This window comes from Myxococcus xanthus, from assembly GCF_013116825.1.
Lineage (GTDB): Bacteria > Myxococcota > Myxococcia > Myxococcales > Myxococcaceae > Myxococcus > Myxococcus xanthus_B.
The window spans coordinates 1-24079 of sequence record NZ_JABFNS010000080.1 but is presented as its reverse complement, the minus strand read 5'-3'; the positions used below and the strand labels follow the sequence as shown (position 1 = coordinate 24079).

At 69.7% G+C, this 24079-nt stretch carries 20 protein-coding genes and 2 pseudogenes; 4 read left to right on the top strand and 18 right to left on the bottom strand.

Annotation, left to right across the window (positions count from 1 at the left end):
• Positions 1-27 precede the first annotated feature (27 nt).
• The gene (locus HNV26_RS22550) at positions 28-291 is read right to left on the bottom strand and encodes a hypothetical protein (RefSeq protein ID WP_253816917.1); all 264 of its coding nucleotides are present in this window, start codon (positions 289-291) and stop codon (positions 28-30) included.
• A 355-nt stretch (positions 292-646) separates the two neighbouring features.
• Between HNV26_RS22550 and HNV26_RS22545 the strand changes: the two genes are divergently transcribed.
• Positions 647-1183: a pyridoxamine 5'-phosphate oxidase family protein gene (locus HNV26_RS22545; RefSeq protein ID WP_171443100.1), complete on the top strand. Its 537-nt coding sequence runs from the start codon at positions 647-649 to the stop codon at positions 1181-1183.
• A gap of 18 nt (positions 1184-1201) precedes the next feature.
• Here HNV26_RS22545 and HNV26_RS22540 read toward each other — a convergent pair whose 3' ends face one another.
• From HNV26_RS22540 to HNV26_RS22530, 3 genes are read right to left on the bottom strand one after another with little or no spacing between them, the layout of a single operon-like run.
• A complete protein-coding gene (locus HNV26_RS22540; RefSeq protein WP_216612614.1) occupies positions 1202-2047 on the bottom strand; it encodes an ROK family protein in 846 nt (281 codons plus the stop codon).
• A gap of 8 nt (positions 2048-2055) precedes the next feature.
• Positions 2056-3249: a glycosyltransferase gene (locus tag HNV26_RS22535; RefSeq protein WP_171443098.1), complete on the bottom strand. Its 1194-nt coding sequence runs from the start codon at positions 3247-3249 to the stop codon at positions 2056-2058.
• Entirely contained in the window at positions 3234-4514 is a 1281-nt protein-coding gene (locus HNV26_RS22530) for an asparagine synthase-related protein (protein ID WP_216612613.1), read from the bottom strand. Before HNV26_RS22530 ends, HNV26_RS22535 begins: the two co-directional genes overlap by 16 nt.
• A 74-nt stretch (positions 4515-4588) precedes the next feature.
• Between HNV26_RS22530 and HNV26_RS22525 the strand changes: the two genes are divergently transcribed.
• Positions 4589-5377 (top strand): radical SAM protein, encoded by a 789-nt coding sequence (locus HNV26_RS22525; RefSeq protein WP_171443096.1) that lies wholly within the window; start codon positions 4589-4591, stop codon positions 5375-5377.
• A 29-nt stretch (positions 5378-5406) separates the two neighbouring features.
• Here the strand turns inward: HNV26_RS22525 and HNV26_RS22520 are convergent, their stop codons facing one another.
• The 11 genes and pseudogenes from HNV26_RS22520 to HNV26_RS22475 all read right to left on the bottom strand — a co-directional run bounded on the left by HNV26_RS22520 (position 5407) and on the right by HNV26_RS22475 (position 16952).
• Positions 5407-6417, bottom strand: a complete 1011-nt coding sequence (locus tag HNV26_RS22520) for an aldo/keto reductase (protein WP_171443095.1) — start codon at positions 6415-6417, stop codon at positions 5407-5409.
• An 82-nt stretch (positions 6418-6499) separates the two neighbouring features.
• Positions 6500-8587, bottom strand: a complete 2088-nt coding sequence (locus HNV26_RS22515; protein ID WP_216612612.1) for a PAS domain-containing sensor histidine kinase — start codon at positions 8585-8587, stop codon at positions 6500-6502.
• A 122-nt stretch (positions 8588-8709) separates the two neighbouring features.
• Positions 8710-10029 carry a phenylacetate--CoA ligase family protein gene (locus HNV26_RS22510; protein ID WP_171443093.1) on the bottom strand — a complete coding sequence of 440 codons (1320 nt, stop codon included), beginning with the start codon at positions 10027-10029 and terminating at the stop codon, positions 8710-8712.
• Positions 10017-10580 (bottom strand): hypothetical protein, encoded by a 564-nt coding sequence (locus tag HNV26_RS22505; RefSeq protein WP_171443092.1) that lies wholly within the window; start codon positions 10578-10580, stop codon positions 10017-10019. The genes HNV26_RS22510 and HNV26_RS22505 overlap by 13 nt, the downstream gene beginning before the upstream one ends.
• A 92-nt stretch (positions 10581-10672) precedes the next feature.
• Positions 10673-10870: pseudogene (locus HNV26_RS39505) on the bottom strand (hypothetical protein); the annotation flags it as partial.
• A 1131-nt stretch (positions 10871-12001) separates the two neighbouring features.
• Positions 12002-12250, bottom strand: a pseudogene (locus HNV26_RS39500) (hypothetical protein); the annotation flags it as partial.
• Positions 12247-13074 (bottom strand): hypothetical protein, encoded by an 828-nt coding sequence (locus HNV26_RS22495; protein WP_171443090.1) that lies wholly within the window; start codon positions 13072-13074, stop codon positions 12247-12249. The pseudogene HNV26_RS39500 and the gene HNV26_RS22495, both read right to left, overlap by 4 nt.
• Entirely contained in the window at positions 13071-14606 is a 1536-nt protein-coding gene (locus HNV26_RS22490; protein WP_171443089.1) for a MoxR family ATPase, read from the bottom strand. Before HNV26_RS22490 ends, HNV26_RS22495 begins: the two co-directional genes overlap by 4 nt.
• Before the next feature lie 63 nt (positions 14607-14669).
• Entirely contained in the window at positions 14670-15299 is a 630-nt protein-coding gene (locus tag HNV26_RS22485; RefSeq protein WP_171443088.1) for a helix-turn-helix transcriptional regulator, read from the bottom strand.
• Between the two features lie 49 nt (positions 15300-15348).
• The gene (locus HNV26_RS22480) at positions 15349-15717 is read right to left on the bottom strand and encodes a hypothetical protein (protein ID WP_171443087.1); all 369 of its coding nucleotides are present in this window, start codon (positions 15715-15717) and stop codon (positions 15349-15351) included.
• Positions 15718-15875: 158 nt separating this feature from the next.
• On the bottom strand, positions 15876-16952 hold the full coding sequence (locus tag HNV26_RS22475; RefSeq protein WP_171443086.1) for a dipeptide epimerase: 1077 nt from the start codon (positions 16950-16952) through the stop codon (positions 15876-15878).
• 189 nt (positions 16953-17141) lie between these two features.
• On the opposite strand from HNV26_RS22475, the gene HNV26_RS22470 reads away from it, so the two are divergent.
• Positions 17142-19106, top strand: coding sequence for an ATP-binding protein (locus HNV26_RS22470; RefSeq protein WP_253816916.1), 1965 nt, complete (start codon positions 17142-17144; stop codon positions 19104-19106).
• 36 nt (positions 19107-19142) lie between these two features.
• On the opposite strand, the gene HNV26_RS22465 is transcribed toward HNV26_RS22470, so the two are convergent.
• The 3 genes from HNV26_RS22465 to HNV26_RS22455 all read right to left on the bottom strand — a co-directional run bounded on the left by HNV26_RS22465 (position 19143) and on the right by HNV26_RS22455 (position 21963).
• Positions 19143-19829, bottom strand: a complete 687-nt coding sequence (locus HNV26_RS22465; RefSeq protein ID WP_011550459.1) for a suppressor of fused domain protein — start codon at positions 19827-19829, stop codon at positions 19143-19145.
• Between the two features lie 84 nt (positions 19830-19913).
• Positions 19914-21113 (bottom strand): GNAT family N-acetyltransferase, encoded by a 1200-nt coding sequence (locus tag HNV26_RS22460; protein WP_171443085.1) that lies wholly within the window; start codon positions 21111-21113, stop codon positions 19914-19916.
• A 55-nt stretch (positions 21114-21168) separates the two neighbouring features.
• Entirely contained in the window at positions 21169-21963 is a 795-nt protein-coding gene (locus HNV26_RS22455) for an acyl-CoA desaturase (RefSeq protein ID WP_171443084.1), read from the bottom strand.
• Between the two features lie 225 nt (positions 21964-22188).
• On the opposite strand from HNV26_RS22455, the gene bioA reads away from it, so the two are divergent.
• Entirely contained in the window at positions 22189-23520 is a 1332-nt protein-coding gene (gene bioA, locus HNV26_RS22450; protein ID WP_171443083.1) for an adenosylmethionine--8-amino-7-oxononanoate transaminase, read from the top strand.
• Positions 23521-24079: the final 559 nt, after the last annotated feature.

The following is a 24079-nucleotide window of genomic DNA, read 5'->3' as shown; positions in this document are numbered from 1 at the left end:
ATTTGGGGAGGTCACCTCGTCTTGGGTTCAGCCTGCCTCGCGGAAACGCTCGTAGCGCGCTTCTCGGCCCTGACGAGGAACGGTCGTCTTGATGGACAGCGCCGTCTCGCGCATGTGGCGAGGCCAGAAGATGCCGCGTGCGCGGTTGGCGAAGTTCAGCGTCTCGCCCTGGTACGTGAAGCCACGGTCGATGACGTCCCAGGACAGGACCTCGCCATGCTGGCGCACCAGGTGTTGCAGCGCGTTCATGGCGGCGACCCGGATGGGCCAGTCGAGGTCCTGGTTCGTCAACCCCGCCAGGCTACCAGGTCCAGGCCAGAGGCGAGGCCATTGGGGCCGCTCCGCGTTGCCCTCGTGGGGGCCCGGACTCTGGCTGGGAGCTCGCTGTTCGGAAATGTCGGGGGTTTTGGTGGCGCCAAATGTCCCGACATTTCCGAACAGCGAGGTGCAAGGCCGCGCCGGAGGGGGGGCAGGGCGGACGGCTTGATTCGCTCGTCTTCTGCCTGGAGGCGGGTGGCTGTCTGCTTTGCGGCGACCGGCCCACCAAGGGAGCGACCCATGCAACTCCAGCCCTGCTGCTTCCCCACGGCCCGCGCGTCCCTACGTTCTCCAGGAACTTCACGATGCCGAACGAAAGGCCAGCCCCATGGAACAGTCAGGCGAGCGCATGCTGAAACAGCCGCAGGGTGTCATCCAGGGAGACCGCCGGGAGTTCGAGGAACTGTTGAAGGACTACGACACCGCGCTCCTCACCACCCGAGGTGCGGACGGACACTTCCACACGCGGCCCATGGCGGTGGCGAAGAAGCACAAGTCCGGCACCGTGCTCTGGTTCGCCACCTGGGCGGACACGCAGAAGGTGCAGGACCTGGAGTCGGACCCGCACTGCTCGCTCGCCTTCCACGCGTCGGAGGACAGCGCCACGTATCTCTCCGTCTCGGGCGTGGCGGAAATCGTCCGCGACCGGCGGGCCATCCATGACTTGTGGGAGCCCGGCTGGAGGCCCTGGTTCCCACAGGGCCCGGATGAGGGTGACATCGCCCTGCTGCGGTTCACGCCCGAGCACGCCGAATACGTCCACCCGGCAGGCGGAAGGCTCAAGGTGCTCTTCAGCACCGCGAAGGCGTTGGTGACGAAGCAGCGCCCCGACATCGCGCCCAAGAAGGAGTTGGACCTGCACTGAGCCTGGACGAGCGACCGGCTACCGCCGTTCCAGCAACGCGCCACCCGGCCCGAAGCCCAGCGTGAGACACAACACGCGCGAGTGGTTCGCCAGCCGCGAATCCCCCCGCGCGGCCTCCGTGGCCAGCTCCGCGTCATTGAGCACCAGCGCCGTCCCGCGGCCCTCGTCCCCCATGGCGGCCTGGAGGATGTCCGCCACCAGCGAATCGTGGCCTTCCCAGCCGTAGGTGCAGCCCCCGGGGACCAGCGACGCGTCCAGCGGACACGGCAGCGCGAGGCACAGGGCATCGGGCGGCCGTGCCGAGAACACGCGCAGGGCACTGGCGATGAACGCCACCGCCGCCTTCACGTGTCGCCTGTCCGGAGGCCGCGCCATGCCGATGAAGTACCGGGGCAACCGCGCGGTGTCGCGCTCGAAGATGCGCGGGTTCGCTGTGTGACTCACGCACTTGATGCCCGTCTGCCCCACGTCGAGCGCCACCGGATGCGCGGGCGCGAGCGGCGCCAGCAGGCGCAGTCCCGCCTGGGCCGGAGCGAAGAGTGGACGCTCCGCCGCGTACACAGGGCAGGGAAGCGCGGTGGACACACTCGAGAGCATTTCACCGAAGCCCTCCAGGCACACCAATCCGCCACTGAGCCACACGGCATCCACCGCGTGTCGCTTCACCAGCGTGGACAGCGCCACCGCGAGCGCCGGGCCCAGCCGGCCCGCGATCGCCGGCTCGGGAACCCCCGCGCGACGGTCCGTATCCACGCGAGGCGCCCCGAGCAGCTCCCACAGCTCGCGCCCCATCACGGGCAGGTTCCACACCTCCAGCGGCGACACACCCGGCAGCACCAGTCGCCACACGTCCCAATCACGCATGCAATCACTCACGTCACGAGTCGGAGGATGCGTTCAGCGGCGTCCTTCGCGCCGTCACGCGCCTGGTAGGACGCGGCGATGCCGGCCGCCCGCTGTCGCAGCGCCGTGCCCGGCTCCAGCAGCTGTCGCAGCGCCTCGCGGCAGTCCTCCACGGAGAGCGAGCTCGGCGCCCGCACGAGTCCCGCGCCCGACTTCTCCAGGAAGTGCGCCTGGATGGGCTGGTCGTTGCAGACGGGCAGGAGCAGCATCGGAACGCCTCCGGTCAACGCCTCCATGACGGAGTTGGCGCCGCCGTGAGACACGAGCACGGAGACTCGTGATAACAGTTGTCGCTGAGGAGTGTATGGCACGGCGACCACGTCCCCGGGAAGGCTGTGAATAAAACCTGTATCAGCCAGCTCACCCGCGCTGAGCACCACGGTGACGCCCAGGGGCGCGGCGGCCTCGGTCAGCGTCTGAAACAAATCGGGTTGCCACGAAATCTGGCTGCCGAAAGACACATACACCACGGGCTTGGAGCCCAGCCGCTCCCACGGGAAGTCCACCTCGTCACCGCGCGCCTCCGGAGGCTGTGACGGCCCGACCAGGTGTGTGGCGGGAGGCAGCACTGCGTCGGAGCCCAGGAAGGCCTCGGTGGCGAAGATGACGTTGAGGTCCGGCGACAGGCACTCACAGTTGCGGAAGCGGGCATTGAAGCCGTGGCGGGCGAACAGGGCCTGTCGCTCATCGGCCAGTGCACGCACGTTGCGGCGCAGGCCGTAATCGATGGGCGGCTCCAGCAGTGACAGCGCGGAGGAAACGCCCGCCCAGGGGATTCGCAGCGCATGGGCGGCCAGCACGGCGGCGTACTGCATGCCGTCCAGGGCCATGACATCCGGACGGAAGCGCTCGACGGCCTCGCGCACCGGCGTCAGCAGCGAGGGGACGGCGTCAATCAACAGGCCGCGAATCCACTGCCCCAGCGCCGCTTCATCGAGCACCAACCGCGCGAGCGCTTCGCCTCCCGTCTCGATGGCGGGCACGGGCGTCTCGGCGTGGGGCAACGCCAGCACCTCCACGCCCAGCCGTTCGAGCTGTGGTGCGGGCTCGGGGATGCACAGCCAGCCCACGTGGTGGCCCATGCGGCGCAGCCACTGCGCGACACCGGCCATGGGGTTGAGGTGGCCCTTCTCTGGGGAGGTGGCAATCAGGATTCGGGACATGGGGGACGGGCGTGGGCGTGGAGCATGACGAGGGAGCACAACCGCATCAACAGCCGGTCCATGACGCTCGCCTCGGGAGCGTCGGCGGCCAGACGTGCGTAGCGCTCCAGCAGCGCCCGGGTCGCGCCCGCGTCGATGACCTCCAACGGCGCCAGCCGGGCCGGTGTGAGCCATTCCCGGTAGAGCTCCAGCCAGCGCGCGCGGACGGGGCTGGAGAGCGCGGTGTGCGCATAGCGCGGTGTCTTCCGGGCCAACCGGACCTCATCCGGCACCAGCGTGCGCACCGCATGTCGGAAGAGCCACTTGCCGGCCCCGTGCCGCGCGAGCACGCCCAAGGGGAGTCCCAGCGCCACGTCCGTGAAGTCCGCGTCCAGGTAGGGCGTGCACACGCTCACGCCATGTGCGCCCGCGCTCCGGAGCTCGGGAGGCAGCACCAGCTCCCACAGCACCCAGGCCGCGTAGCGGACCTCTTCGGGGTGATCCTCGTCAACGGAAGCAAGCTCCGCGTCCCACGGAAGGCGAAGTACCCGCTGATCCACCCCCAAGTTGTCCACAGGCCCTGGGTGCAGCACCTCATGTACGAGGCGCCGGTCCTCCGTCACACGGGCCGCCGCACCCGCGAGCGCCGCCGGGTTGCCCATGAGCACCTCATCCGCGCCCGCGCCGCTCAGCAACGTGGAGGCGCCCTGCCTTCGGGCCTCCGCGTAGAAGGCATGGCTGGCCACGGCGCGGGCGTTGAGGATGGCCGTCTCCTGGCTCAGGACGGCGGGCTCGAACAGCTCTGGCAGCACCGCGTCCGGAACGGACACGTCGACCAGCTCGACTCCGGCCGCGTTCGCCACCATCCGGGCATTCCGCCGCTCCGTGGCATCCGCGAAGTGGACATCCATGGTCCAGGCGCGCACGCGCCCGGGCGCCTGCCGCGCGGCCAGGGCGCACAACGCGGCGCTGTCCACGCCGCCGCTCAGGCTCACGTCCACCGCGCCCGCCGCCAGGTGTTTGCCCACGCTGTCCGCCAGCGCGACCACGAGCCGTTCCGCCAGCCTGTCTTCATCCTCACGAGTCTCCGGAGTCCCCTCGCTCCGACGCACGCGAGGCAATGCGCCCGGAACCCGGCGCACGCCCTGGAACACGCTTCCGTTCGGAGGCAGCGCATGGCGCAGGAATGCAGCGACGGCCTCTGGTGCCAGCCCCGAGGGATTCAGCCGCCACACAGACGGCGCCAGGCGCGCCGATGACAGGTAGCAGGGCAGGGTGGCGAGCATTCCGCCGGAAGCGTGAGACACGCGGGTACTGTGACAAGCGCCAGGGGCCCCGGGCAACCTCGTATAGTCCCGCCGTGCGCTACGAGCTCCAAGATGGACGCATCCTCACCTGGTCCCTGGAGACGCATGTCGCCACGCACTGCAACCTGCGCTGCGTGCAGTGCTGCCCGCTGTCGCCGCACCTGCCTGCCTGGTCCGTGGACCCCGCCGCCCTGGGCAAGGACTTGCGCCAACTGGCCCGAGCCCTCCGGCCCAACGTCTTCAAGCTCACCGGCGGCGAGCCGTTCCTCCACCCCGACCTGCCCGCGGTGCTGGACGCCGTGCGCGCCTCGGGCATCTCCCCGCAGGTGTCCGTCACCACCAACGGCTTCCTCGCGCAGAGCGCCCCCGATGCGGTCTACGAGCGCCTGGACCGGATGACCCTGTCCGTCTACACCTCCGCGCCGCTGCCGGAGCGCTCCATCGCCCGCATCACCGAGCGCTGCGAGCAGCACGGCGTCTTCCTCACGGTGAAGCGCATCGACGCCTTCCAGCAACTCACTCCGGAGGCGCCGCACGACTCCGAAGATGCCGTGCGAGGCATCCACGCGCGTTGCTGGTTGAAGGTCCGCTGTCACCTGGTCCACGCGGGCCGCTTCTACGCCTGCACGCGTCCGCCGCACGTGGCGACGGTGCTCGGCGGCACGTACCCGGAGATGCCCGCGCTGGGCGAGGTCGACGGCGTGCCGCTCGACACGCCGGACCTGCTGGACCAGATGCTCGGCTATCTCGAACGGGAGACGCCATTGGCCACCTGCCGTTACTGCCTGGGCGGCGACGGCGCATGGCAGCCGCACGCCCAGCTTCCTCGTATTCGAAGCTGAAGGGCCCCCCTCCAGCCTCTCGTTTCATCTCACTGGCCGCGCGGCTGGGCGGCCTTGGGCAGCGAGGACTGCATGGACGGCGGATAGCGCCCACCCGCGGCGACGCCCGGAGGCGCGACGGCGTTGATGGCGGCCACGTCCTGGTCCGTGAGCGTCACCTCCAGCGCGCCGAGGTTCTCGTCCAGGTACTTGCGGCGCTTGGTGCCGGGGATGGGCACCAGGTCCTTCCCCTGAGCCAGCACCCACGCGAGCGCGAGCTGCGCCGGAGTGCATCCCCTCTCCTTCGCCAGCCGCTCGATGTGGCCGACGAGTTCCAGGTTGCGCGTGAAGTTCTCCCCCTGGAAGCGGGGCGAGAAGCGGCGGTAGTCGTCCTGTGCGAGGTCCTCGAAGCGCTTGATTTGCCCCGTGAGGAAGCCGCGTCCCAGCGGGCTGTAGGGAACGAAGCCCACGCCCAGCTCGCGGCACGCCTGGAGCACGCCGTCTTCCGGCTCACGGCTCCACAGGGAGTACTCGCTCTGGAGCGCGGTGATGGGATGCACCTTCGAAGCCCGGCGCAGCGTGTCCGCGTCCACCTCCGACAGGCCGAGGAAGCGCACCTTGCCCTCGCGCACCAGCTCCGCCATGGCACCCACCGTGTCCTCGATGGGGGTCTGCGCGTCCAGCCGGTGCAGGTAGTACAGGTCGATGACGTCCACGCCCAACCGGCGCAGGCTGGCCTCGCATGCTTGCTTCACGTACTCCGGCCGCCCGTTGACGCCGCGCTTCTGCGGGTCCGTGGGGTCGCGGACGATGCCGAACTTCGTCGCCAGCACGACGTTCGCCCGGTGCGGCTTGAGCACCCGGCCCACCAACGTCTCGTTGGCGCCCGACCCGTACATGTCGGCGGTGTCGAAGAAGGTGATGCCCCGCTCCAGCGCGTGCAGCAGCGTGGCCTCCGACTCCGCGTCATCCCTGCCCGCGTAGAAGTCGGACATCCCCATGCAGCCCAGGCCCAGCGCCGAAACGGTGGGGCCCTGCCTTCCCAGCTTCCGAGTCTCCATGTCCCTCGCTCCTTCCTCGTGGTGACGCCCCTCTAACTGGAGGCTCCCGGCCTCGCATGACCTTCGAATCTGGAAACGACAGTCAGGGGGCCTGACGGGCCTGCTCCGCGCCCAGGTGGCTGGGCAGCTCCACGGTGAAGGTGGAGCCTCGCCCCAGCCTGCTCTCCACGTGGACCCGGCCGCCCATGGCCTCCACCAGCGTGCGGGTGATGTACAGGCCCAGGCCCAGGCCACCGTAGTTGCGCTCGGACACGGCGCGCTCGAAGCGGCCGAAGAGGCGGGGCAGGTGCTGGGGCTCGATGCCGATGCCCTCGTCCCGCACCGTCAGCCGCGCTCCGCCGTCATGCGGCTCCAGGTGCACGTGGATGGGCCTGCCGTCGCCGTACTTCACGGCGTTGTCCACCAGGTTGGTGATGACCTGCTCCAGACGCAGCCGGTCCCACCGGCCCACGATGTCGAAGTCTCCCGCCTCCAACTGCAAGGAGGAGCCGGTGCGCGCGGCCTGGGGTTCATACCGGGTGACGACGTCCCGGACGAGCGACCCCAACTCCAGCTCCTCCAACTCCAGCGAGAGCCGCCCCGCGGAGATGCGCGACACGTCGAGCAGGTCGCCCACCAGCTCCGCCAGCTTCTGCACCTGCCGTGCGCCCACCGCCACGTAGTTCTCCACCAAGTCGCGAGGAACCGAACCCGGATGGCGGGCCAGCTCCCGCGAGAGCGCCTGGAGCTTCAGGCTCAGCGGGGTGAGCGGCGTCTTCAGCTCGTGGCTGGCAATGGACATGAACTCATCGCGCAGACGGATGGCCTCCCGAGCCTCCGCATAGAGCCGGGCATTCTCCAGGGAGAGCGCGGCCCGGTGCGCGAGTTCCTTGGCGAACGCCAGGTCTGACGTGGAGTAATGCCGGCCGGAGTAGGCGTGGATGAAGCTGAGCACCCCCAGCACTTGTCCGCGCGCAATCAATGGCACGGCGATGTAGGAGACGGGCCCCATTGCTTCCAGCACCCGGGCGTGTTCCGCGTCGTGAGCGAGCTCGTGAATGCGCTCCCGGGTCAAACGCTCGACATGGACCGTCTCCGCCTTCATCAAGGCGCCCGTGGGGGGATGCCCCGGGTTGCCGCCGGGCTGCAATCCGAAGCGGAGGATGTCCTCCGACAGCGCGTCGTCCTCGCGCCGGAAGTGAGCCGCCTCCAGGCGCCGGAACGTCCCATCTGGCTCCGCCACGTCGACGAGGCACCAGTCCGCGAACGTGGGCACCACCAGCTTCGCCATGTTCCGCAGCGTCGTCTCGTCGTCGAGCGACGATGTCAGCACCGCGCCCGACTCCGCGAGGAGCCAGTCACGCGCCTCGGCCAGTTGGAGCTCGTGCGTCAGGGCTTCGGCGCGCTGTCGGGCCCGGACCAGGTCCGTCACGTCGAACCCGAAGCCGACGATGCCGTCGACCTCATCCTGCTCGTTCCGCGTGGGCTGATACACGATGTTGAGATACGTCTCCTGTATCTCGCCATGGGGCGACTTGCGAGGGAGCGGCACCGCCTTGCCCGCGAAAGGGACGCCGGTGCGGTAGACCTCGTCCAGCAGGGTGATGAAGCCTCGCGGCTCCGCCCACGGCAGGGCCTTGCTCGCCTCCTGGCCCACCAGTGAGTCTGTTCCCATCAGCGCGTTGTTCATCGTGTTGGAGAAGGAATAGACGTGCCGGGGACCGCGCATGATGACGATGCCGGCGGGCGCGTCCCGGAAGAGCGCGTGGAGCCGTGCCTGACCGGTCTCCGCATCGCTTCGGGCTGCTCGCTCCCGCTCCAGTAGCCGCGCCCGCTCCGCGTTGGCCTTGCGCAGCATGACGTTCAGCTTCGTCATCAGCAGCGCGAGCACGACAAAGACCGCCAGCGAGACAGCCCCTCCCGTGCCTGGCATCAGGTTGAGCAGTGGCTCCAGGAAGTAGAAGTCCACCACCACCACCGACAGGAGCGTCGTCGCCAGGGCGGGGCCCCAGCCGCCCCACCAGCCGGACACCATCACCGCGCCGAAGAAGAACAGGAACGGGGTGGCTGGAATCAACGACGCCACACCCGCCTGGATGAGCCACGCCGCGACGAACGCGAGGAGCGCGACGCCATAACGTCCGGCGCGTGAAGCCCAGAGTGGGTGATGTCGTTCCGGACGAGCGTGCATGGTCAGGGGCGGGCTCCCGGCCGACTGCATGCATACCGCTGGGGAGGCGCCGCGCACTTCTCAGGTAAGCACCGGAGCCCACTGCATGACAGCTCGCTCGCTGCGCTGCCATGCAGGGATGCTCAGCCCAGCCGGCGGAACGGCTGTGGCTTGGTGCCCACGTCCAGCGCCGATACTTCCACGTGACGCACGTCCAGGCTCGCCTGCGCCCAACCCAGGTTCCGCAAGGCGCCGGTGAGCCGCTCGCGCAGTGGCGCTACGTCCGCATGGCTCGCGCCCGCCAGCTCCAGTTGGAAGTGCGAGACGTCCACTTGTGTCAGTCGGAAGCCACGCAGCGCATGGTGCTTGAACACCCAGGCCAGCGCCCAGGCGTCCACCTCCCGGCCCGAAGGCGTGGCGAAGTGGCAGGCCCCGCGCCCGCCGAAGTGCTCCAGCGTCCATCCATGAAACCCACAAGCGCAGGCGTCACGCCGCACGCTGCCCGCGTCGCCCGGGAGGTAGCGCAAGAGCGGCAGCACGCTGGGACGCAGCCTCGTCACCACCACCTCGTCCAGTCCGGGCTCCAACCAGACATCCGGAGCCAGGACGTGGAACCGGCCAGGCGCCTCGGGCCGCAGGCACTCCCAGGCCAGAGGTCCCGTCTCCGTCGTCGCGTAGTAGTTGAGGACAGGCGTGGGCACCGCGTTCGCCAGCTCCGCGCGCAGGCCGGCGGGCAGGTGCTGCGCGGAGGTGAGCACCAGCTGGGGCGTGGGCACGCCGCGCTGGGCCGCCAGCCACCGCAGGCCTTCCGGGTCGGAGAAGAGTACGGCGGGGCGCACGCGGCGCAGGCGCAGGAGCGCGTCCTCGCGAAGGACGGAGATTCGGTGCAGCGCGCCGTCGTGGAGGATGGGCAGGCGCACCGAGTACTCCAGCCCGCCCGGCAGCGCGTCCAGCAGCACCACCCGGGGATTCGGGGGCAGCGCCGCTCCCGCGCGCGCCACGAGGAACCGCAGCACGGCCCACATGTGCAGGCAGTCGCGCCGGTCCCTCACCACGTTCACCGGCGCTCCGGTGGAGCCGGAGCTCTTCACCACCACGCAATCATCGGCGTCCGCCGGCAGCGTGGGCACCGCGTCCCAGTTCGCGGCCAGGGCCTCACGGTCCAGGAAGGGCAGGTGGCGCAGGTCGTCCAGCGTCTGGAGGTCACCCGGGTGGATACCCGCCGCGTGGAGCCTCCGGGCGTGGTACGGCGAGTCCCGCAGGGCACCGCGCAGGAAGGACAACCGGGCGTCCAGGTCCGCGCGGGCCGCGTCCTCGTCAGCCAGGGACGCGAAGCGGGCCAGTCCCTGGGCGATGGACTCGGCCCAGGGGACGTGGGGGCGCTGCGAGGAGGTGTCCCGGCGGATGTTCGCGCGAGGCGCGACGCGCAGGTCCGCGGACAGGACCTCCGTCACTCCCGCCACCCACGCGCCTCCGTGGCGCGCTGCTCCGCCTCGCGGAGGGCCTGTTGGCGTTTGTCCGCCTCCCTCTTCCGGGCCTCTTCCGCGCGCCGCATCTCCGCTTCCGCCTTGCGGTAGTCCAGTTGCTGGATTCGCGCGGCGGAGCCCTTCGGGGACTCGCCCTTGCACTCGCCGCCCACGACGCGCACCCACTTGCGAAGGAACTCCTCGCGGCGGAAGGTGTTGGAGCGAATCATCTCCGCCGTCAGCGGGCCCACGTCCTGGAAGAAGCGCTGCAGGAGCGTCGTCGCGTCGTCGTTCTCGTTCAATGCGTGCACTGTCTCCTGCCGCAGCGCCGAGGACACCAGCACGTGCGCGAGCATCACCACCTGCTCCCGCCACAGCGGGGAGCAGGCCTGGTCCTCCAGCGCGCGCCAGTCCGCGCGGGACGGGGGGCGGACCTTCGCGAGCCGGAAGGTGTCGCAGATGATGGCGAGCGCCAGGTCATGCGAATACGGCGACACGATGGGGGCTGCCTCAAGCTGCGTCTGAATCTCGCGGATGTCGAAAGCCATGGGACTCAATTCTCCAGCAATGCCTGGGCGAGGTCGGCGGCGGCCTTCGCGAAGTCGGAGGGCCAGCGCACCACCACCAGCCGGAAACGGCGCTCGCGCAGCAGCGGCGCCAGCGCCTGCCGGGCGCGTCGTTCGTCGGGAACAGCGAGGATGGCCACCACGAGGCGCGAGCGCCGGATGGACTCCAGCACCGGCGCCAGGGGCTTCTCCGCGGTGACGTTCGCGAGGAAGTCGCTGTCGGAGATGATGATGCGCAGCGCATCGGGCCGCTCGCGTGACAGCGCGTCCATCACGTCGAAGGGGAACTGCGTGCCTCCGCCGATGTAGCTCAGCAGGAAGTCGCGCGCCTTCTCCTCGTCGTACATCCACGGCGACACCTGCGGGTTGCCGTGCGAGTACACGATGCCGCGCACCGTGGCCTTCTTCCGCAGCGCGGAGGCGGACAGCACCTGGGCCGCCAGCGTCATCGCGTTGAGGCTCAGCTCCGGGTTGGGCATGGAGCCGCTGGTGTCCAGGTAGATTTCCACGGACGGCGCGCCCAGCTCGGACGGGGGCGGCAGGTCCGCCTCCAACTCGCGGCGCAGCGGTGACACCGCGGCCAGGTGGCCCTGGGACAGCACCGTCAACGTCCAGTCGATGCTGGACGGGTCATCGCCGTACCCCCACGCCTGGGGCGTGGTGCGCAGGTAGGGCTCCGGCTGGGACGGCGTCGTGGGGAGCTTCAGGAGGTGCCGGTCCACCAGCCGCCGATAGTGCTTCGCCACCAGGGCCTGCCGCAGCCTTCCGCCCTGCTTGCCGGGCAGGTGCTCGGTGACGCGGTGGATGGAGTCCAGCTCGTCCTTCTCCTTCGAGCGGGTGCTCAAGGGAGCCAGCCAGCCCCGCTCCTCCGCTTCGTCCAGGGCGTCGTCCCAGCGACCGCTGCCGTGGATGGCGGCATCCAGGTCGTCCACGTCCGGCACGGAGACGTCCCCGCCCAGCGGCAGGCTGAACTCCAGGTCCGCGGGCTTCTCGATGTAGCGGATGAAGGTGGCGCAGAAGTAGAGGAACTGGAGCTTGCCGCTGGGCAGCGCGTAGAAGGTCTGCGCGAACATGCGCGCCTCGGCGCGAACACCGGGGTAGCGCTGCTCCATCGGCTCGAGCTGCGCGGCGGGCACCAGATTCCCAGGGGGCAGGCCCCACAGCTCCTCGTAGATGGCCAGGTAGAAGAAGAACAGCGGCGACAGCTCGCCGCCCTGCACGCGCTGGAAGCCCCGGTACACCGCGCACAGCGCCTCCGCGTGCGTGCGGCCCACCACCTCGTTCACCTGCAAGTCATAGAAGAGGTTGGTGAGGGATTGCTTCAGGCCGGGAACCAGCCGCTGCTCCTGCACGCGCAGCTCCGCGTCCCAGCCCAGCGTGTGTGGGAAGCGCGCGTGGTGGCCGATTTCATGTGCCAGCACCGCCGTGAGGCTGCCCGTGGCCTCCATGGCCTCCAGGAGCTTGAAGTTGACGAAGACCTGGCGCTTCACCAAATCGATGTACGCGAGCGGCTCCTGGGCGTGGCTGGCGTCGGGGTGGAAGCCCACGTGTGGCTCGGGTGGGCTGAGCTGCACGCGCACGTCCCACAGGGCCTGGGCGTCGCGCCAGCCCGTGACCACTTCCTCAGGGGTGATGTGCCGCGACGGACTCATTCCGGAACGAACACCAGCACGTGCTGGGAGGTGTGCAGCGTGGCCGCCACCCGCCAGTCATTGGACAGGGTGGCGAACCACGCGTCCGCGCGCGGGTCCTCCCGCAGCGCCTCGTCCAGGTGGGGACTCTCCACCTGGGTCAGCTCCGGCGCCTCGCGGCAGCCCATGGCGCCCAGGCTGATGGGCGTCTCCGCCAGCCAGATGCCCTGCGTGGCCGCGTCGCGGCCCGCAACGGCTTGGCGGTGCCGGTCATGGACGCACACCACGGTGGGGGAGAGGAAGTGCATCGCGCCGGGGAGGAAGCGGCTGTCCTCTTTCGACAGGTCCACCCAGTGTGCCTGGGCCCGCGCGGCCAGCGGCGCGTCGGGCGGCTCCAGGGCCACGGAGGAGGTCTCTCGCAGCCGCGCCTCGATGTCCTGGAGTGACGTCAGCTCCCGGCCCACGCGCCAGAAGATGCGCTGCACCCACGGCGGCGCGGACTCCAGGTTCTCGCCCAGGTTCCACAGCTGGGCGAACACCTGCGAGCGCTCCGCCGAGGGCACGGCGGCCAGCAGGCGGGGAATCAGGTCCGACCAGGCGAGGGTGAAGAAGTTCTGCCGGCCCGCGCTCGTGGGGTACAGGTAGCCCAGGCCAATGGCCTCCGCGCCCAGCTGGAGGTAGGCGCGCAAGAGCTCCTCGCCTTGCGCCGCCGGTGTCCCCGCCTCGAACAGGGCTTGTCCCAGCCGCTGCGCTGCGCCGCCGGTGAGCTCGCGCCACAGGGTGGAGTCCCAGCGCACGAACCGGGCGCGGGCATTGGCTTCCAATTCGTCGGTGAAGGTGCTCATGGGCGACCGCCCGGGTTCTCCTTCAGCCACGTCGCGTAGTTCCGGTAGCGGCTGTACAGGGACTTGAGGTGGATGACGTCCTCGTAGACGGGGCCGGACAGCTCGTGCCGCGTGAGCAGCTCCTTCATGAGCACCGTCACCTGGTTCATGCGCTTCTCGGTGGTGCGCAGGTCCACGCCGGACAGGCCCTTGTCCAGCTCCTGGCGCAGCGTCGTCACCTTGCGCCGGATGGGCGCGTGCGTGTCGTAGTGGCCCATGGCCATGTCGAACATGTTCCGCAGCCAGGCCACGCGGTCCTGGAGGAGCATGCGGTGGCCCTTCACCTCGAAGAAGGCGCTGCGCGGGTTGGGCACCAGCTTCTCGTGCAGCACCCAGGGGGCAATCTGCCGGAAGTCCTCCAGCTCCACGGCGCTGTGGCCGCGGAAGAAGGCCATGGCCTTCGCGAAGTGGAGGATGGTCTGGTACGCGCGCACGCTGACGCCGTTCTCCGTCTGCGTGCAGAGGTGGACCTTCTTGTCCAGCGGGCACTGCTCGTTGCACACCGCGGCCACTGTCTGCCCGGCCAGCTTGAGCGTGTCCTTGTGCTTGAACTCGAAGCGCGGCGAGGCCATGCGGCAGAAGTCCAGCTGCCCCAGGAAGAAGGCGATGCGCTCCAGCACGTCCTTGGGTACCTCCACTTCCAGGATGGCGGCGTAGGCGCGCTCCAGCTCGCCGTGCGTGAAGACGATTTCCTTGGGCAGCAGCTCCTCGGGGGACTTGTCGGCCTCCAGGCGCTGGAGGAGCTGGTCCATGAACCCCGAGTTGAAGGGCACCGCGCGCACCACCACGTCGATGCGGTCCTTCAGCGCCTCGATGACCTGGAAGGTGCCGCCGCCCTGGTCGTCGTTGGCGGTGAGGAACCAGGACGAGCGGCCCGCGTAGACGTACTGGTCCATCATCTCCGCGTAGCCCTCCGCCATGAGCGACAGGAGCGCGGACTGCGTCTTGGTGGGGATGCGGTTGTACTCGTCGATGATTTTGACGCGCTGGCCAATCCACTTGCGCCAGCTCACCTTCACCGCGGACAGGTCCTCCGCCTTGAGCATGTCGGAGGGCAGCGGCGCGCCCAGCAGGTCCGCGATGGAGAGCTGCGGGTGCCCGCGCTGGATGCCGCGGTGGACCTCGTCGCGGCCCATGCCGGACAGCAGGGCCATGAGGATGGCGGACGTCGTCTTCCCGCGTCCCGGTCCGCCCACCAGCAGCGCGCGCCGGCAGGTGAAGAGGGTGAGCAGGGGGATGAGGACGAACGAGCTGTAGCTGGTGTCCTCGGGGAGGTGGAGCTCGTCACCCGCGGGCGTCTTGAGGGACGCGGACGAGCCGAACTCCAGGTCATAGTAGGGACAGATGACGGCGTTGTTGGTGATCCACCAATAGGCCTGCCGCATCTTGTCGTGGAGGCTGCCGCCGTCGCGCTCGGAGAGGTGGACATTGAGCTGCTTGTCCGCCGTCGCGCGCCCGGTGAGCAGGCGCGTCACCCAGTCCTGGTTGGCCATGCGCGCCGGAGCCTATCACCCAGCAGAAACGCGACGTAGCACCGTCGCGTGGCGGCCCCATGCCTACAGGGTGACCAGGCCCAGCTTCGCCGCGCGGACCACGGCCTCCGTGCGCCGCTGGACGCCCAGCTTGGCGAGCACGGCATTCACATGGAACTTGGCGGTGTGCTCGCTGATGTCCAGCCGGTCCGCGATGGCCTTGTTGGACAGCCCCTCCGCGAGCAACCCGAGCACCTCGCGCTCCCGCGGCGTGAGCGCGTCCGGCGCGGTGGCCTGGGCCGGGAGCGAGGCACGCGGCGTGACGCGCAGCTCCGCGAGCGCGGGGTCGAACACGGCCAGCCCCCGTGCCACGGAGAGCAGCGCGGCGGCCAGGGCGGAGGGCTCCGCGTCTCGGAACAGCAGGCCCCGTGCGCCTGCGCCCAGGGCCGCCTCGCCCGCGGCTTCATCCACCACCAGCGCGAGGACCGGTGCGCCCAGGTCGGGCCCCTCCATGTTGGACGGGCGCAGGCCGGTGTCCCACAGCACGGCGTCGGGTGGCTCGCCGGGTTGGGACTCCAGGTCCACCTGCGTCCCGGCCGCCACCTCGAAGTGCACGCCTGTCTGGTCGCTCAGCGCCCGGGAGAGCGCCCCCCGGGCGAGCGGGTCCTCCGAGACGAGGAACAACCGGAGCGGAGAGGTGGAGGCGGCCAGCACGGGACTGCTTCACTAACCGGCCCCTGCGGCCGACGCTGTCCCAGCGCGCTCAGGGGCCTCGCAGTCGCGACATGAGCAGGAAGCCCACGGCGAGCACGAGGAGCACACTCACCACGGTCCATAAAGCGACGGAGCACCCGGGGGAGGACTTCGAGACGATGGGCAGCTTTTTCGTCCGGAGGTCCTCGGTAATCTGCGCGAGCAGCCCTGCGTCGTAGGCCACGGGCTCGCCCTTGCGAATCTTCCGGCCTATCTCCTCCAGCTCCCCCCCAGGCAGGTAGCGCTCCGTGAGCAGCAGGCTGCGCGCCTGGAGGTCCCGTTCGGTGCCGTGGGCGGCGGGGTCCAGGCCGCAACCCGTGCAGGGGGTGAACGCGCCCACCTTCGAGTTGCCACACCGCACGCAGACGGCCAGGGTCATCCGCCTACCCTAGCGCGAATGCCCCACGAGGAGCCGCCCGCCAGGCCTCACGCGATGCCCTCCACCATCTACACGAGCGCAGAGCCGCTGGAATGCTCCAGCAAAGCGGTTTCAAGTGAGGCGGTCGCCTGTTCGCAGGCGGTGCGGCGGGGCGCGGCTCAGGCCAGCGTGACACCGTGCCCGGGCGCATCCGTTGGCAACTCCAGCCGTGCGCCCGTGTACCGGGCGCCGCCCTGGAAGGGGTGGCGTGCGATGAACAGCGGCGTATCCAGGTCGGCGTAGGTGAAGCCCCCCAATCCGGCGGCCAGGTGCGCCGAGGCGGACATCGCCAGCACGCTCTCCACCATGCCGCCCACCATGAGCTCCAGGCCCGCTGCGCGAGCGAGGCTCCACATCGTCAGTGCCTCGACGACGCCGCACTTCATCGTCTTGATGTTGATGGCATGCGCGGCGCCTTCCCGGATGAGTCGCAGCACGTCCTTCGCCGAGCGCGCCGACTCATCCGCGCACACTGGCACGCGCGAGCGGCGCGTGAGCTCCGCCATGCCGGCCACGTCATGCGCGGGCACGGGTTGTTCGAAGAGGGCCAGGGGGACGTCCGCGCGCGCCAGCTCCTTCAAGAAGGCGAGCGCCTCGGCCACGTCATAGCCGCCGTTGGCATCCGCGAAGAGCCGCGCCTGGGGCGCGACTTCATGAATGGCCACCAGCCGTGCCGCGTCCTCGACGGGCGGCAGCGCCCCGACCTTCACCTTCAGCGTGGTGATTCCCCGCGCCAGGATGGCCTGCGCGGACGTTCGCGCATGGGCCACGTCTCCCGCGGTGACCGTCATGTCGATGTCCAGCGCGGACTGCGCGCCGCCCAGCATCACGTACAACGGAACGCGGTAGTGCCGAGCCAGCGCATCGAGCAGCGCCGTCTCCACGGCGCACCGGGCGGAGGGGGCCAGCGCGAGTGAATCCCCCAGCGCCTCGGACGCGGGCCGCCACGCGCGAGCGTCGCGTCCCACCAGCCCCGCGCGCACCTGTTCCAGGGCGGCCAGCGTACTGGCCTGTGTTTCTCCACTGACGGCGGGGAAGGGGGCGGCTTCGCCCAGTCCCTCGGAGCCGTCCGCCAGGGTGAGCCGGACCAGGACGTTCTCCGCGGCGTACTGCGCGCCGGTGGCGATGGCGAAGGGCTCGGTGAGGGGGAGGTGCAGCGGCTCGAAGCGGACGGCGGTGATGAGGGTGGGCGTCATGGGCGGCCGAGGAGCCTAGCCGCGCGGGCCTCTCCTGCGCGCGCGAGCCTGGTCAAGCGGCGGCTGGCCGACAGACACACGGGAACTGATACTGATACATGTTTGCCGTGTGTACTTGTGACGGCCACGTATTCGTGTCGACATGGAGCCATTCTGAACGACCGATTCCAGGCGGCTCCGGCGCCCGACATGGATGTGCTGCTGGTGGTGCTCGAGGAAGCGGAGCGACACCAGCCTGAGGGCTGCATGGTGTTGCACGCCGTTCGGGACGCGGCGGGAGCGGTCGTCGACTTCCAGTGGGCCTGGGCGAATCCCGCGGGTGCGCGCGCACTGGGGCACGCCGCCCCGGAGTCGCTGCGCGGCCGGCGGCTGCGCGAGCTGATGCCGGGCTCGGGCCTGGCCTCCCGGGTGGACCTGCTCCGGAACGTGGTGGAGGAGGGCCGGCCGGCCGCGGACAGCTTCCAGGAAGGGGACGTGTGGCTGCAGGGAACGGCGGTGCCTCTCCGGGACGGTGTGCTGCTGCGCCTGCGTGACATCACCAGCGCCCTGCGGTTGGAGGAGAGCGTCCGCGAAACCCTGGACTGGGTGCGGAGCATGCTGGAGGCCACGCCCGACGCGTTCTTCACGCTGGATGCGGAGTGGCGAATCACCTACGTGAACCACGAGGCCGCGGCCCTCAGCGGGCGTTCGCAGGAGCAACTCTTCCGGCAGATTCTGTGGCAGGCGTGCCCGGAGTTGCTGGGCACGCGGATGGAGCGGGAGCTGCGCCGGGTCGCGAGCGGCGCGGGCCACACCATCTTCGAATGGCGCGCCACGCCTGGACGCTGGCATGAGGTGCACGCCTGGGGCGCCAACGGCAACGTGTCCATCTTCGGGCGGGACATCACCGCCAGGAAGCAGGCGGAGGCGGAGCGGGACGTGCTCCTGTCGCGCGAGCACTCGGGCCGCCTGGAAGCCGAGGCCCTGGTCCACGAGCGCACCCGCGAGCTCATGGCCGCGCGTGAGCGACTGGTGCAGTCGGAGAAGCTGGCCATGGCGGGACAGCTCGCGGCGGGCGTGGGGCACGAAATCAACAACCCGCTTTCCTATGTCGTGGGCAACCTGCAGTTCGCGCTGGAGCAGCTCGAGCCCCTCGCGGAGCAGGGCGCGGTGCGTGAATCATGGGCCCGCGCGTTGGGCGAGGCGATGGAGGCCCTGCGCGAGGCGAAGGAAGGCGCCGAGCGCATCCGCACCACCGTCCGTGACTTGCAGACCTTCGCTCGAGCGGAGGAGCCGCAACTGTCGCCCGTGGACGTGCACGCGGCGCTGGAGTTCGGCCTCTCCATGGCGATGCCGCACCTGCGCCACCGGGCCCGCGTCGAGAAGCGCCTGGGGCCGGTGCCCACGGTGATGGCGCACGAGACGCGGCTGGGGCAGGTGTTCCTCCAACTGCTCGTCAACGCCGCGCAGGCCATCCCGGAAGGGGACGTGGCGCGCTACCAGGTGACGCTCTCCACCTGGAGGGACGGCGCGACGGTGGTGGTGGAGGTGGCGGACAACGGCCACGGCATGGCGCCCGAGGTCCTGGAGCGCGCCTTCGAGCCCTTCTTCACCACCCGTCCCCTGGGGGAGGGCGCTGGACTCGGCCTGTCCACCAGCCTGGGCCTGGTGCGAGGCATGGGGGGCGAGTTGTCGGCCTCGAGCGCGCCGGGGCTGGGCAGTGTCTTCCAGGTGCGGCTGCCCACCACCGACGCGGACGCGCCAGCCGTGCGGGTGGTGGAGGACAAGGACCTTCCCGGGCGGAAGCGGGTGCTGGTGGTGGATGACGAGCCGCTGCTCGCCTCGGTGCTGGGCCGCATCCTCGGCGTGCGTCACGAGGTGGTGGTGGTCCACAGCGGGCGCGAGGCGTTGGACACGCTGGCGCGCGACGGGGACTTCGACCGCATCTTCTGTGACTTGATGATGGGGGACCTGACGGGGATGGACGTGTACGACGCGCTGTCCTCGCGTCAGCCGGAGCTGCTCGCGCGCTTCGTCTTCATGACGGGCGGAGGCTTCTCCGAGCGAGCACGGACCTTCCTCCAGTCGGTGCCGGTGCCGCGCATCGAAAAGCCGTTCGAGCTGGGCGTCCTGCACGCGTTGGTGGAGGACGCCCCGCCGCGCGCCGGTCCCTGAGAAGGGCGGCCGGCGCGCGACTCGGAAGCAGTGTGATTACAACTTCACTTCTTCCCGGTCGGGCTGGGTGATGTAGCCGGAGCCCGCGGCCACCAGCTTGGCCATCAGCTTGTCCATGCCGTTGGAGCGGGCGAAGGCCATCTCGTTGCGGGTGGCGCCCACCAGGGTGAGCAGCTGCACCTTGCCGCTGGGGAGCACGAAGTGGTCGGGCCGGGACGGGTCCCGGACGAACACGAAGCCGCTCAGCTTGGACTCGCCACCGTCCAGGGAGCCTTCCACCGGGTAGCGGTGGCCCATGGCGAAGGCGCGCAGGGACACGAGGTTGTAGGCCATCATGTCCAGCAGCCGGAACACCGGCCACTTCGCCTCTTCGGGCGAGTGGATGACCATCTCGTAGCCCAGCCCGCTGGGCGCGCCGTCGGGGATGTCCTCGCCGGGCGCCACGGTGAAGGGGTTGGACAGTCCACTGGTGACATAGGTCCAGTAGGGGTAGCTCTCGCTGGGCGGGGAGACGCGCACGCCCATGGGACCCCAGTTGGGGTCCGCTTCCTGGACCTGGGCCAGCTCACTCTCCATCCACGCTTGGATGGCATCCGTCTGATCGAGCGTGAAGACGCCTTCGTCAATGGCGCCGAACATCTTCGGATACTCGACTTCGTCGCGGTCCGCCCAGCAGTCCTCGTACCACTGGATGAAGTCTTCGTCCGTCTCCGGGGCTTTCATGGCGATGACACTCTAGAGGCTCACCCCGGTTTCACAACTTCAAGTCGCGGAGAGGCCTCTTCAGGCTGACAGTCCGGGGGGCGTTCAGGTGCCGGTGGCCCCTTGGGTGCCCGGGGAGGCGGCCAGGGGCCAGGGTTTCAGCCCGCAGATGCGCTCGGCCTCCTCCACGGCGGGCGCCAGCCGTCCGTACTCCCGGCGGAGGAAGCCCCGTACCGCGCCGTCCAGTGTCTTGTCGAAGAGGAGGTGGGCGCTGTGCACGGCGGTGGGCTCGAAGCCCCGAGACACCTTGTGTTCACCCCCAGCGCCGGGCTCGAACACCTTGCGGCCGGTCCGGATGCAGTCCTCCACGGAGTGGTACAGGCAGACGTGGAAGTGGAGGAAGGGGTGCTCCTCGAAGGCGCCCCAGTAGCGGCCATAGAGGCGCTCCGGGGTGGCCAGGTTGAAGGCGCCGGCGATGACCTGCTGGCCGCGCACCGCCTCCACCAACTCCACCGAGCCCGGCATCGTGCGGAAGACCCGCGCGAAGAAGTCGGGGGTGAGTTGAATCTGCCCCCAGGCGTGGCGCTCGCAGGTGGAGGTGTAGAAGCCATAGGCACGCTGGGCGTGCGCCTGGGAGAGCGCGTCGCCGCGCACCGTGCGTAGGGAGATGCCCTGGGTGGCCGCGGCCCCGCGCTCGCGCTTGAGCTGGTTGCGGCGCTTGGAGTCAAAGCGCGCCAGGTAGTCGTCGTAGCTGCCGTAGCCCGGGTTCTTCCAGTGGAACTGAAGGGTGATGCGCCGGGCGAGCCCCTCGGCCTCCAGGAAGTCCGCCTCGTCCCCCGTGGGATACAGGACGTGAACGGAGGAGCAGCCCGCCTCCTGGGCGCTCCCGGCGGCGGCGGCAAGCAGGGCCCGGCGCAGCGCGGGGACGTCCTCGCCCGGGGCGATGAGGAAGCGGGGGACGGTGGCGGGGGACAGCGGCCCGCCCACGACGAGCTTCGGGTAGTACTCGACTCCGAGGCGGGCGGCGGCATCCGCCCAGCCGAAGTCATAGATGTACTCGCCCATGCTGTGGAACTTGAGGTACGCGGGCGCGGCGGCCACCAGCTTGGGGCCACGCCACAGCGTGAGGTGATGCGGCGCCCAGCCCGTCTCCTCGGTGGCGCTCCCGCTCTCCTCCATGGCCGCCAGCCAGGCGTGCCGGACGAAGGGCGGGGCGCCAGGGCCCACGAGCGCGTCCCAGCCTTCGGCCGGGGCATCAGTCACTGCTTCGAGGATGCGGAGACGGAGCGGGGTATCGGCGGGCACGGGGGCACTCTTAACGCGCCCCGCACGTGCCCGCCGTGTGTTGCTGGCCTGCCCGTCAGGCGGCCCGAGCGGCGCTCTCGGCGCGCGCGGCCTCGCGGGCCTCCGGCCAGACTGCACGCTGAGGGGTGGCGATGCGGATGATGCGCAGCAGGGCCAGCACGCGCATCACCTGCCACGTGGGGTCCAGCTCGAACTTCCGCGCCGCGAAGTTGGGGCTGCTGCCGTACTTGTGGTGGTTGTTCTGGAAGAGCTCCCCCATGCAGAGGAAGTCCATGGGCAGGGAGTTGCGCGACTTGTCGGTGCTGTCGAAGTTCCGGTAGCCGTACTTGTGGCCGCACCAGTTGACGATGGCTCCGTGCACCGGCCCCATGAGGAAGTGCAGGGGCAGCAGCAGGAACTGCCAGGGCGAGGTGGCGAACGCCACATAGAAGGCGGAGTAGAGGGCCACCCAGCCCAGCGTCGCGAGCCACGAGGTGCGCAGCGTGGTGTCCACCAGGGGCCACTCCGGGTAGCCGCCCAGGAAGCGGGCCTCGGGCTGTCCGCGGCCGGCCGCGTAGTCGTCGTAGCGCGCCTTGGTGTGCCACATCATCCGCGCCACATCCTTGAAGAAGTGGGGCGAGTGCGGATCCTTCTCGGTGTCGGAGAAGGCATGGTGCTCACGGTGGAGGATGGCGTACGCCTTGGGCGACAGGTAGGACGAGCCCTGCACCAGGTAGGTGAGCAGGTGCATCACCCGCTCCGTCTTCGGCCCCATGGTGTACATGCGGTGGGCCGCGTACCGGTGCTGGAAGAAGCTCTGGAAGAACACGCAGAGCAGCCAGTGCGAGACGAAGAAGATGAGGACGGCCATTCGAGTTCCCTGGGCAGTGACTGAACCGGGGTAACACCGGGCATGTCATGGCAGCGTCACGCGGGACGGAAGAGCGGCGGCCCTGCCCTCCGGGGCGACGGGCCCGCTCGCTCCCCGCTTCAGGGGGCCATCAGTAGAACGCGCCGTGGCATGACATGACGCGCGGCGGCGCGGCCCGTTCTTCCGGTACGGAGGGGCACGGAGCTCCAGGAGAGGAGTACACGCGTGAAGCGGGCGGACATCGTCGGATTGGACAAGGCGCACGTCTGGCATCCCTACACGGCGATGGAGGCCTACATCGCCGAGACGGATCCGCTGGTGGTGGTGCGCTCGGAGGGGGCATACCTCCATGACGCGGACGGCACGCGCTATCTGGACGCCAACGGCTCCTGGTGGGTGTCCACGCTGGGCCACCGTCACCCGCGCTTGATGCGCGCGCTCGCCGAGCAGGCCGCCGCGCTCCCACACGTCTCCCTGGCGGGCATCACCCATGAGCCGGGGGCGCTGCTGGCGTCGGAGCTGGCGGCCATCGCCCCCGGTTCGGACTGCCCCGGCCTCCCTGCGTCCGAGCGCCTCTCGCGGGTCTTCTATTCAGACAACGGCAGCACGGCGGTGGAGGTGGCCATCAAGATGGCGGCCCAGTACTGGGCGCAGAATGGCCAACCGCGTCGCACCCGCTTCATCACGCTGTCGGGGGCGTTCCACGGCGAGACGATGGGCGCCACCAGCGTGGGAGGCGTTCCCCTGTTCCGGGAAGTCTTTGGCCCCCTGCTCTTCGACGTGGTGCACGTTCCCTCTCCGGCGGAGGAGGGGGGCTGGACGCGCGCCTTCGAACAGGTCAGGTCCACCTTGCGTACGCGCCCGGAGGAGATTGCGGGCGTCATCCTGGAGCCGGTGCTGCAGGGCGCGGCGGGCATGGTGATGTACTCACCGGACTTCGTCCGGGCCGTGCGCGAGGCCACGCGTGAGGTGGACACCTTCCTCATCGCCGATGAAGTCTTCACGGGGCTGGGGCGCACGGGCGCACGCTTCGCGGTGGATCTGGCGGGCGTGGTGCCGGACATGTTGTGTCTGGCGAAAGCCCTCTCGGGAGGAGTCCTGCCGTTCGGCGCGACGCTGGCCTCGGAGCGCGTCTTCTCCGGCTTCCTCGGGGCGGCGAGCCGGGCGCTGTATTACGGGCACTCGTACTGTGGGAACCCGTTGGGCGCCGCCATCGCCCGGGAAGTGCTGGCCGTCTACCGGGACGAGGATGTGATGGGGCAGGTGGCGCGAAAGGCCCCCCGCGTGAAAGCCGCCTTCGAGCGGATGGCCGCCTCGATTCCGGGCCTGGTGCGCCCCCGCGCCGTGGGAATGGTGGGCGCGGTGGACCTGGGCGGTGGTGGTTACCTCGCTCGAGGAGGGTGGCGAGTGTACGAGGCCGCGCGTCGCCGAGGGCTCTACCTGCGGCCCATGGGAGACACCGTGTACATCGCGCCGGCACTGACTATCTCTGACGAGGCGCTCGAGGAGCTGCTGTCCGGAGTGGAGGCGTCCCTCCAGGAAGTCGCTGGCGGCTGAGCCTCGTGGATCCGCTGCCTACGAATGTGTGGGCGCGAACCGAAGGGTGGTTGACAGGTCGCGCGTCGCGGGGATAGAAGCCGCGCCCCGCCCGACGCAGATCCGGGCGGGGAGCTGACAGCAGAATAAGAGGGTCGATGAAGATTGTTGACCCAGGACGCGGCGGTGGTAGAAGCCGCGCCCCTTCGGACGGGTGGCTGATCCAAGCGCCTTGACGGAGCAGCAGCAGGAAATAGAGGGCTCGACTTGGAAAGTTGATCCCAGGGCCGGTGGTGGTAGAAGCCCTGAATCTCGCAAAGAAGCCCGCGCACTGGCGCGGAAGGCACTTCGAGCGAGTCAGTACGACAATGCGGAATACGGCGGTCAACGCAGCGAGTTGACAGGAGGCGCGGTGGTGGTAGAAGCCGCGCCCCGACGAAGAAGCCCGGAAGAAAGGGCGGACGAGTCGAGGAAGTCAACGAAGCAGCGGTTGACAGGGAGGGCGGCAAAGCGGTAGAAGCCGCGCCCCTCCGGAAGAAAACAGCGGAAGCCACTGGGCGGCGCTGAAGACTCCGGAAGC

What these genes read in the sequence shown, in the direction of transcription:
- HNV26_RS22545 (WP_171443100.1), top strand. Translation starts at nt 647, where the DNA reads ATGGAACAGTCAGGCGAGCGCATGCTGAAACAGCCGCAGGGTGTCATC.
- HNV26_RS22540 (WP_216612614.1), bottom strand. Translation starts at nt 2,047, where the DNA reads ATGCGTGATTGGGACGTGTGGCGACTGGTGCTGCCGGGTGTGTCGCCG.
- HNV26_RS22535 (WP_171443098.1), bottom strand. Translation starts at nt 3,249, where the DNA reads ATGTCCCGAATCCTGATTGCCACCTCCCCAGAGAAGGGCCACCTCAAC.
- HNV26_RS22530 (WP_216612613.1), bottom strand. Translation starts at nt 4,514, where the DNA reads ATGCTCGCCACCCTGCCCTGCTACCTGTCATCGGCGCGCCTGGCGCCG.
- HNV26_RS22520 (WP_171443095.1), bottom strand. Translation starts at nt 6,417, where the DNA reads ATGGAGACTCGGAAGCTGGGAAGGCAGGGCCCCACCGTTTCGGCGCTG.
- HNV26_RS22515 (WP_216612612.1), bottom strand. Translation starts at nt 8,587, where the DNA reads ATGCACGCTCGTCCGGAACGACATCACCCACTCTGGGCTTCACGCGCC.
- HNV26_RS22505 (WP_171443092.1), bottom strand. Translation starts at nt 10,580, where the DNA reads ATGGCTTTCGACATCCGCGAGATTCAGACGCAGCTTGAGGCAGCCCCC.
- HNV26_RS22495 (WP_171443090.1), bottom strand. Translation starts at nt 13,074, where the DNA reads ATGAGCACCTTCACCGACGAATTGGAAGCCAATGCCCGCGCCCGGTTC.
- HNV26_RS22490 (WP_171443089.1), bottom strand. Translation starts at nt 14,606, where the DNA reads ATGGCCAACCAGGACTGGGTGACGCGCCTGCTCACCGGGCGCGCGACG.
- HNV26_RS22480 (WP_171443087.1), bottom strand. Translation starts at nt 15,717, where the DNA reads ATGACCCTGGCCGTCTGCGTGCGGTGTGGCAACTCGAAGGTGGGCGCG.
- HNV26_RS22475 (WP_171443086.1), bottom strand. Translation starts at nt 16,952, where the DNA reads ATGACGCCCACCCTCATCACCGCCGTCCGCTTCGAGCCGCTGCACCTC.
- HNV26_RS22470 (WP_253816916.1), top strand. Translation starts at nt 17,142, where the DNA reads ATGGATGTGCTGCTGGTGGTGCTCGAGGAAGCGGAGCGACACCAGCCT.
- HNV26_RS22465 (WP_011550459.1), bottom strand. Translation starts at nt 19,829, where the DNA reads ATGAAAGCCCCGGAGACGGACGAAGACTTCATCCAGTGGTACGAGGAC.
- HNV26_RS22455 (WP_171443084.1), bottom strand. Translation starts at nt 21,963, where the DNA reads ATGGCCGTCCTCATCTTCTTCGTCTCGCACTGGCTGCTCTGCGTGTTC.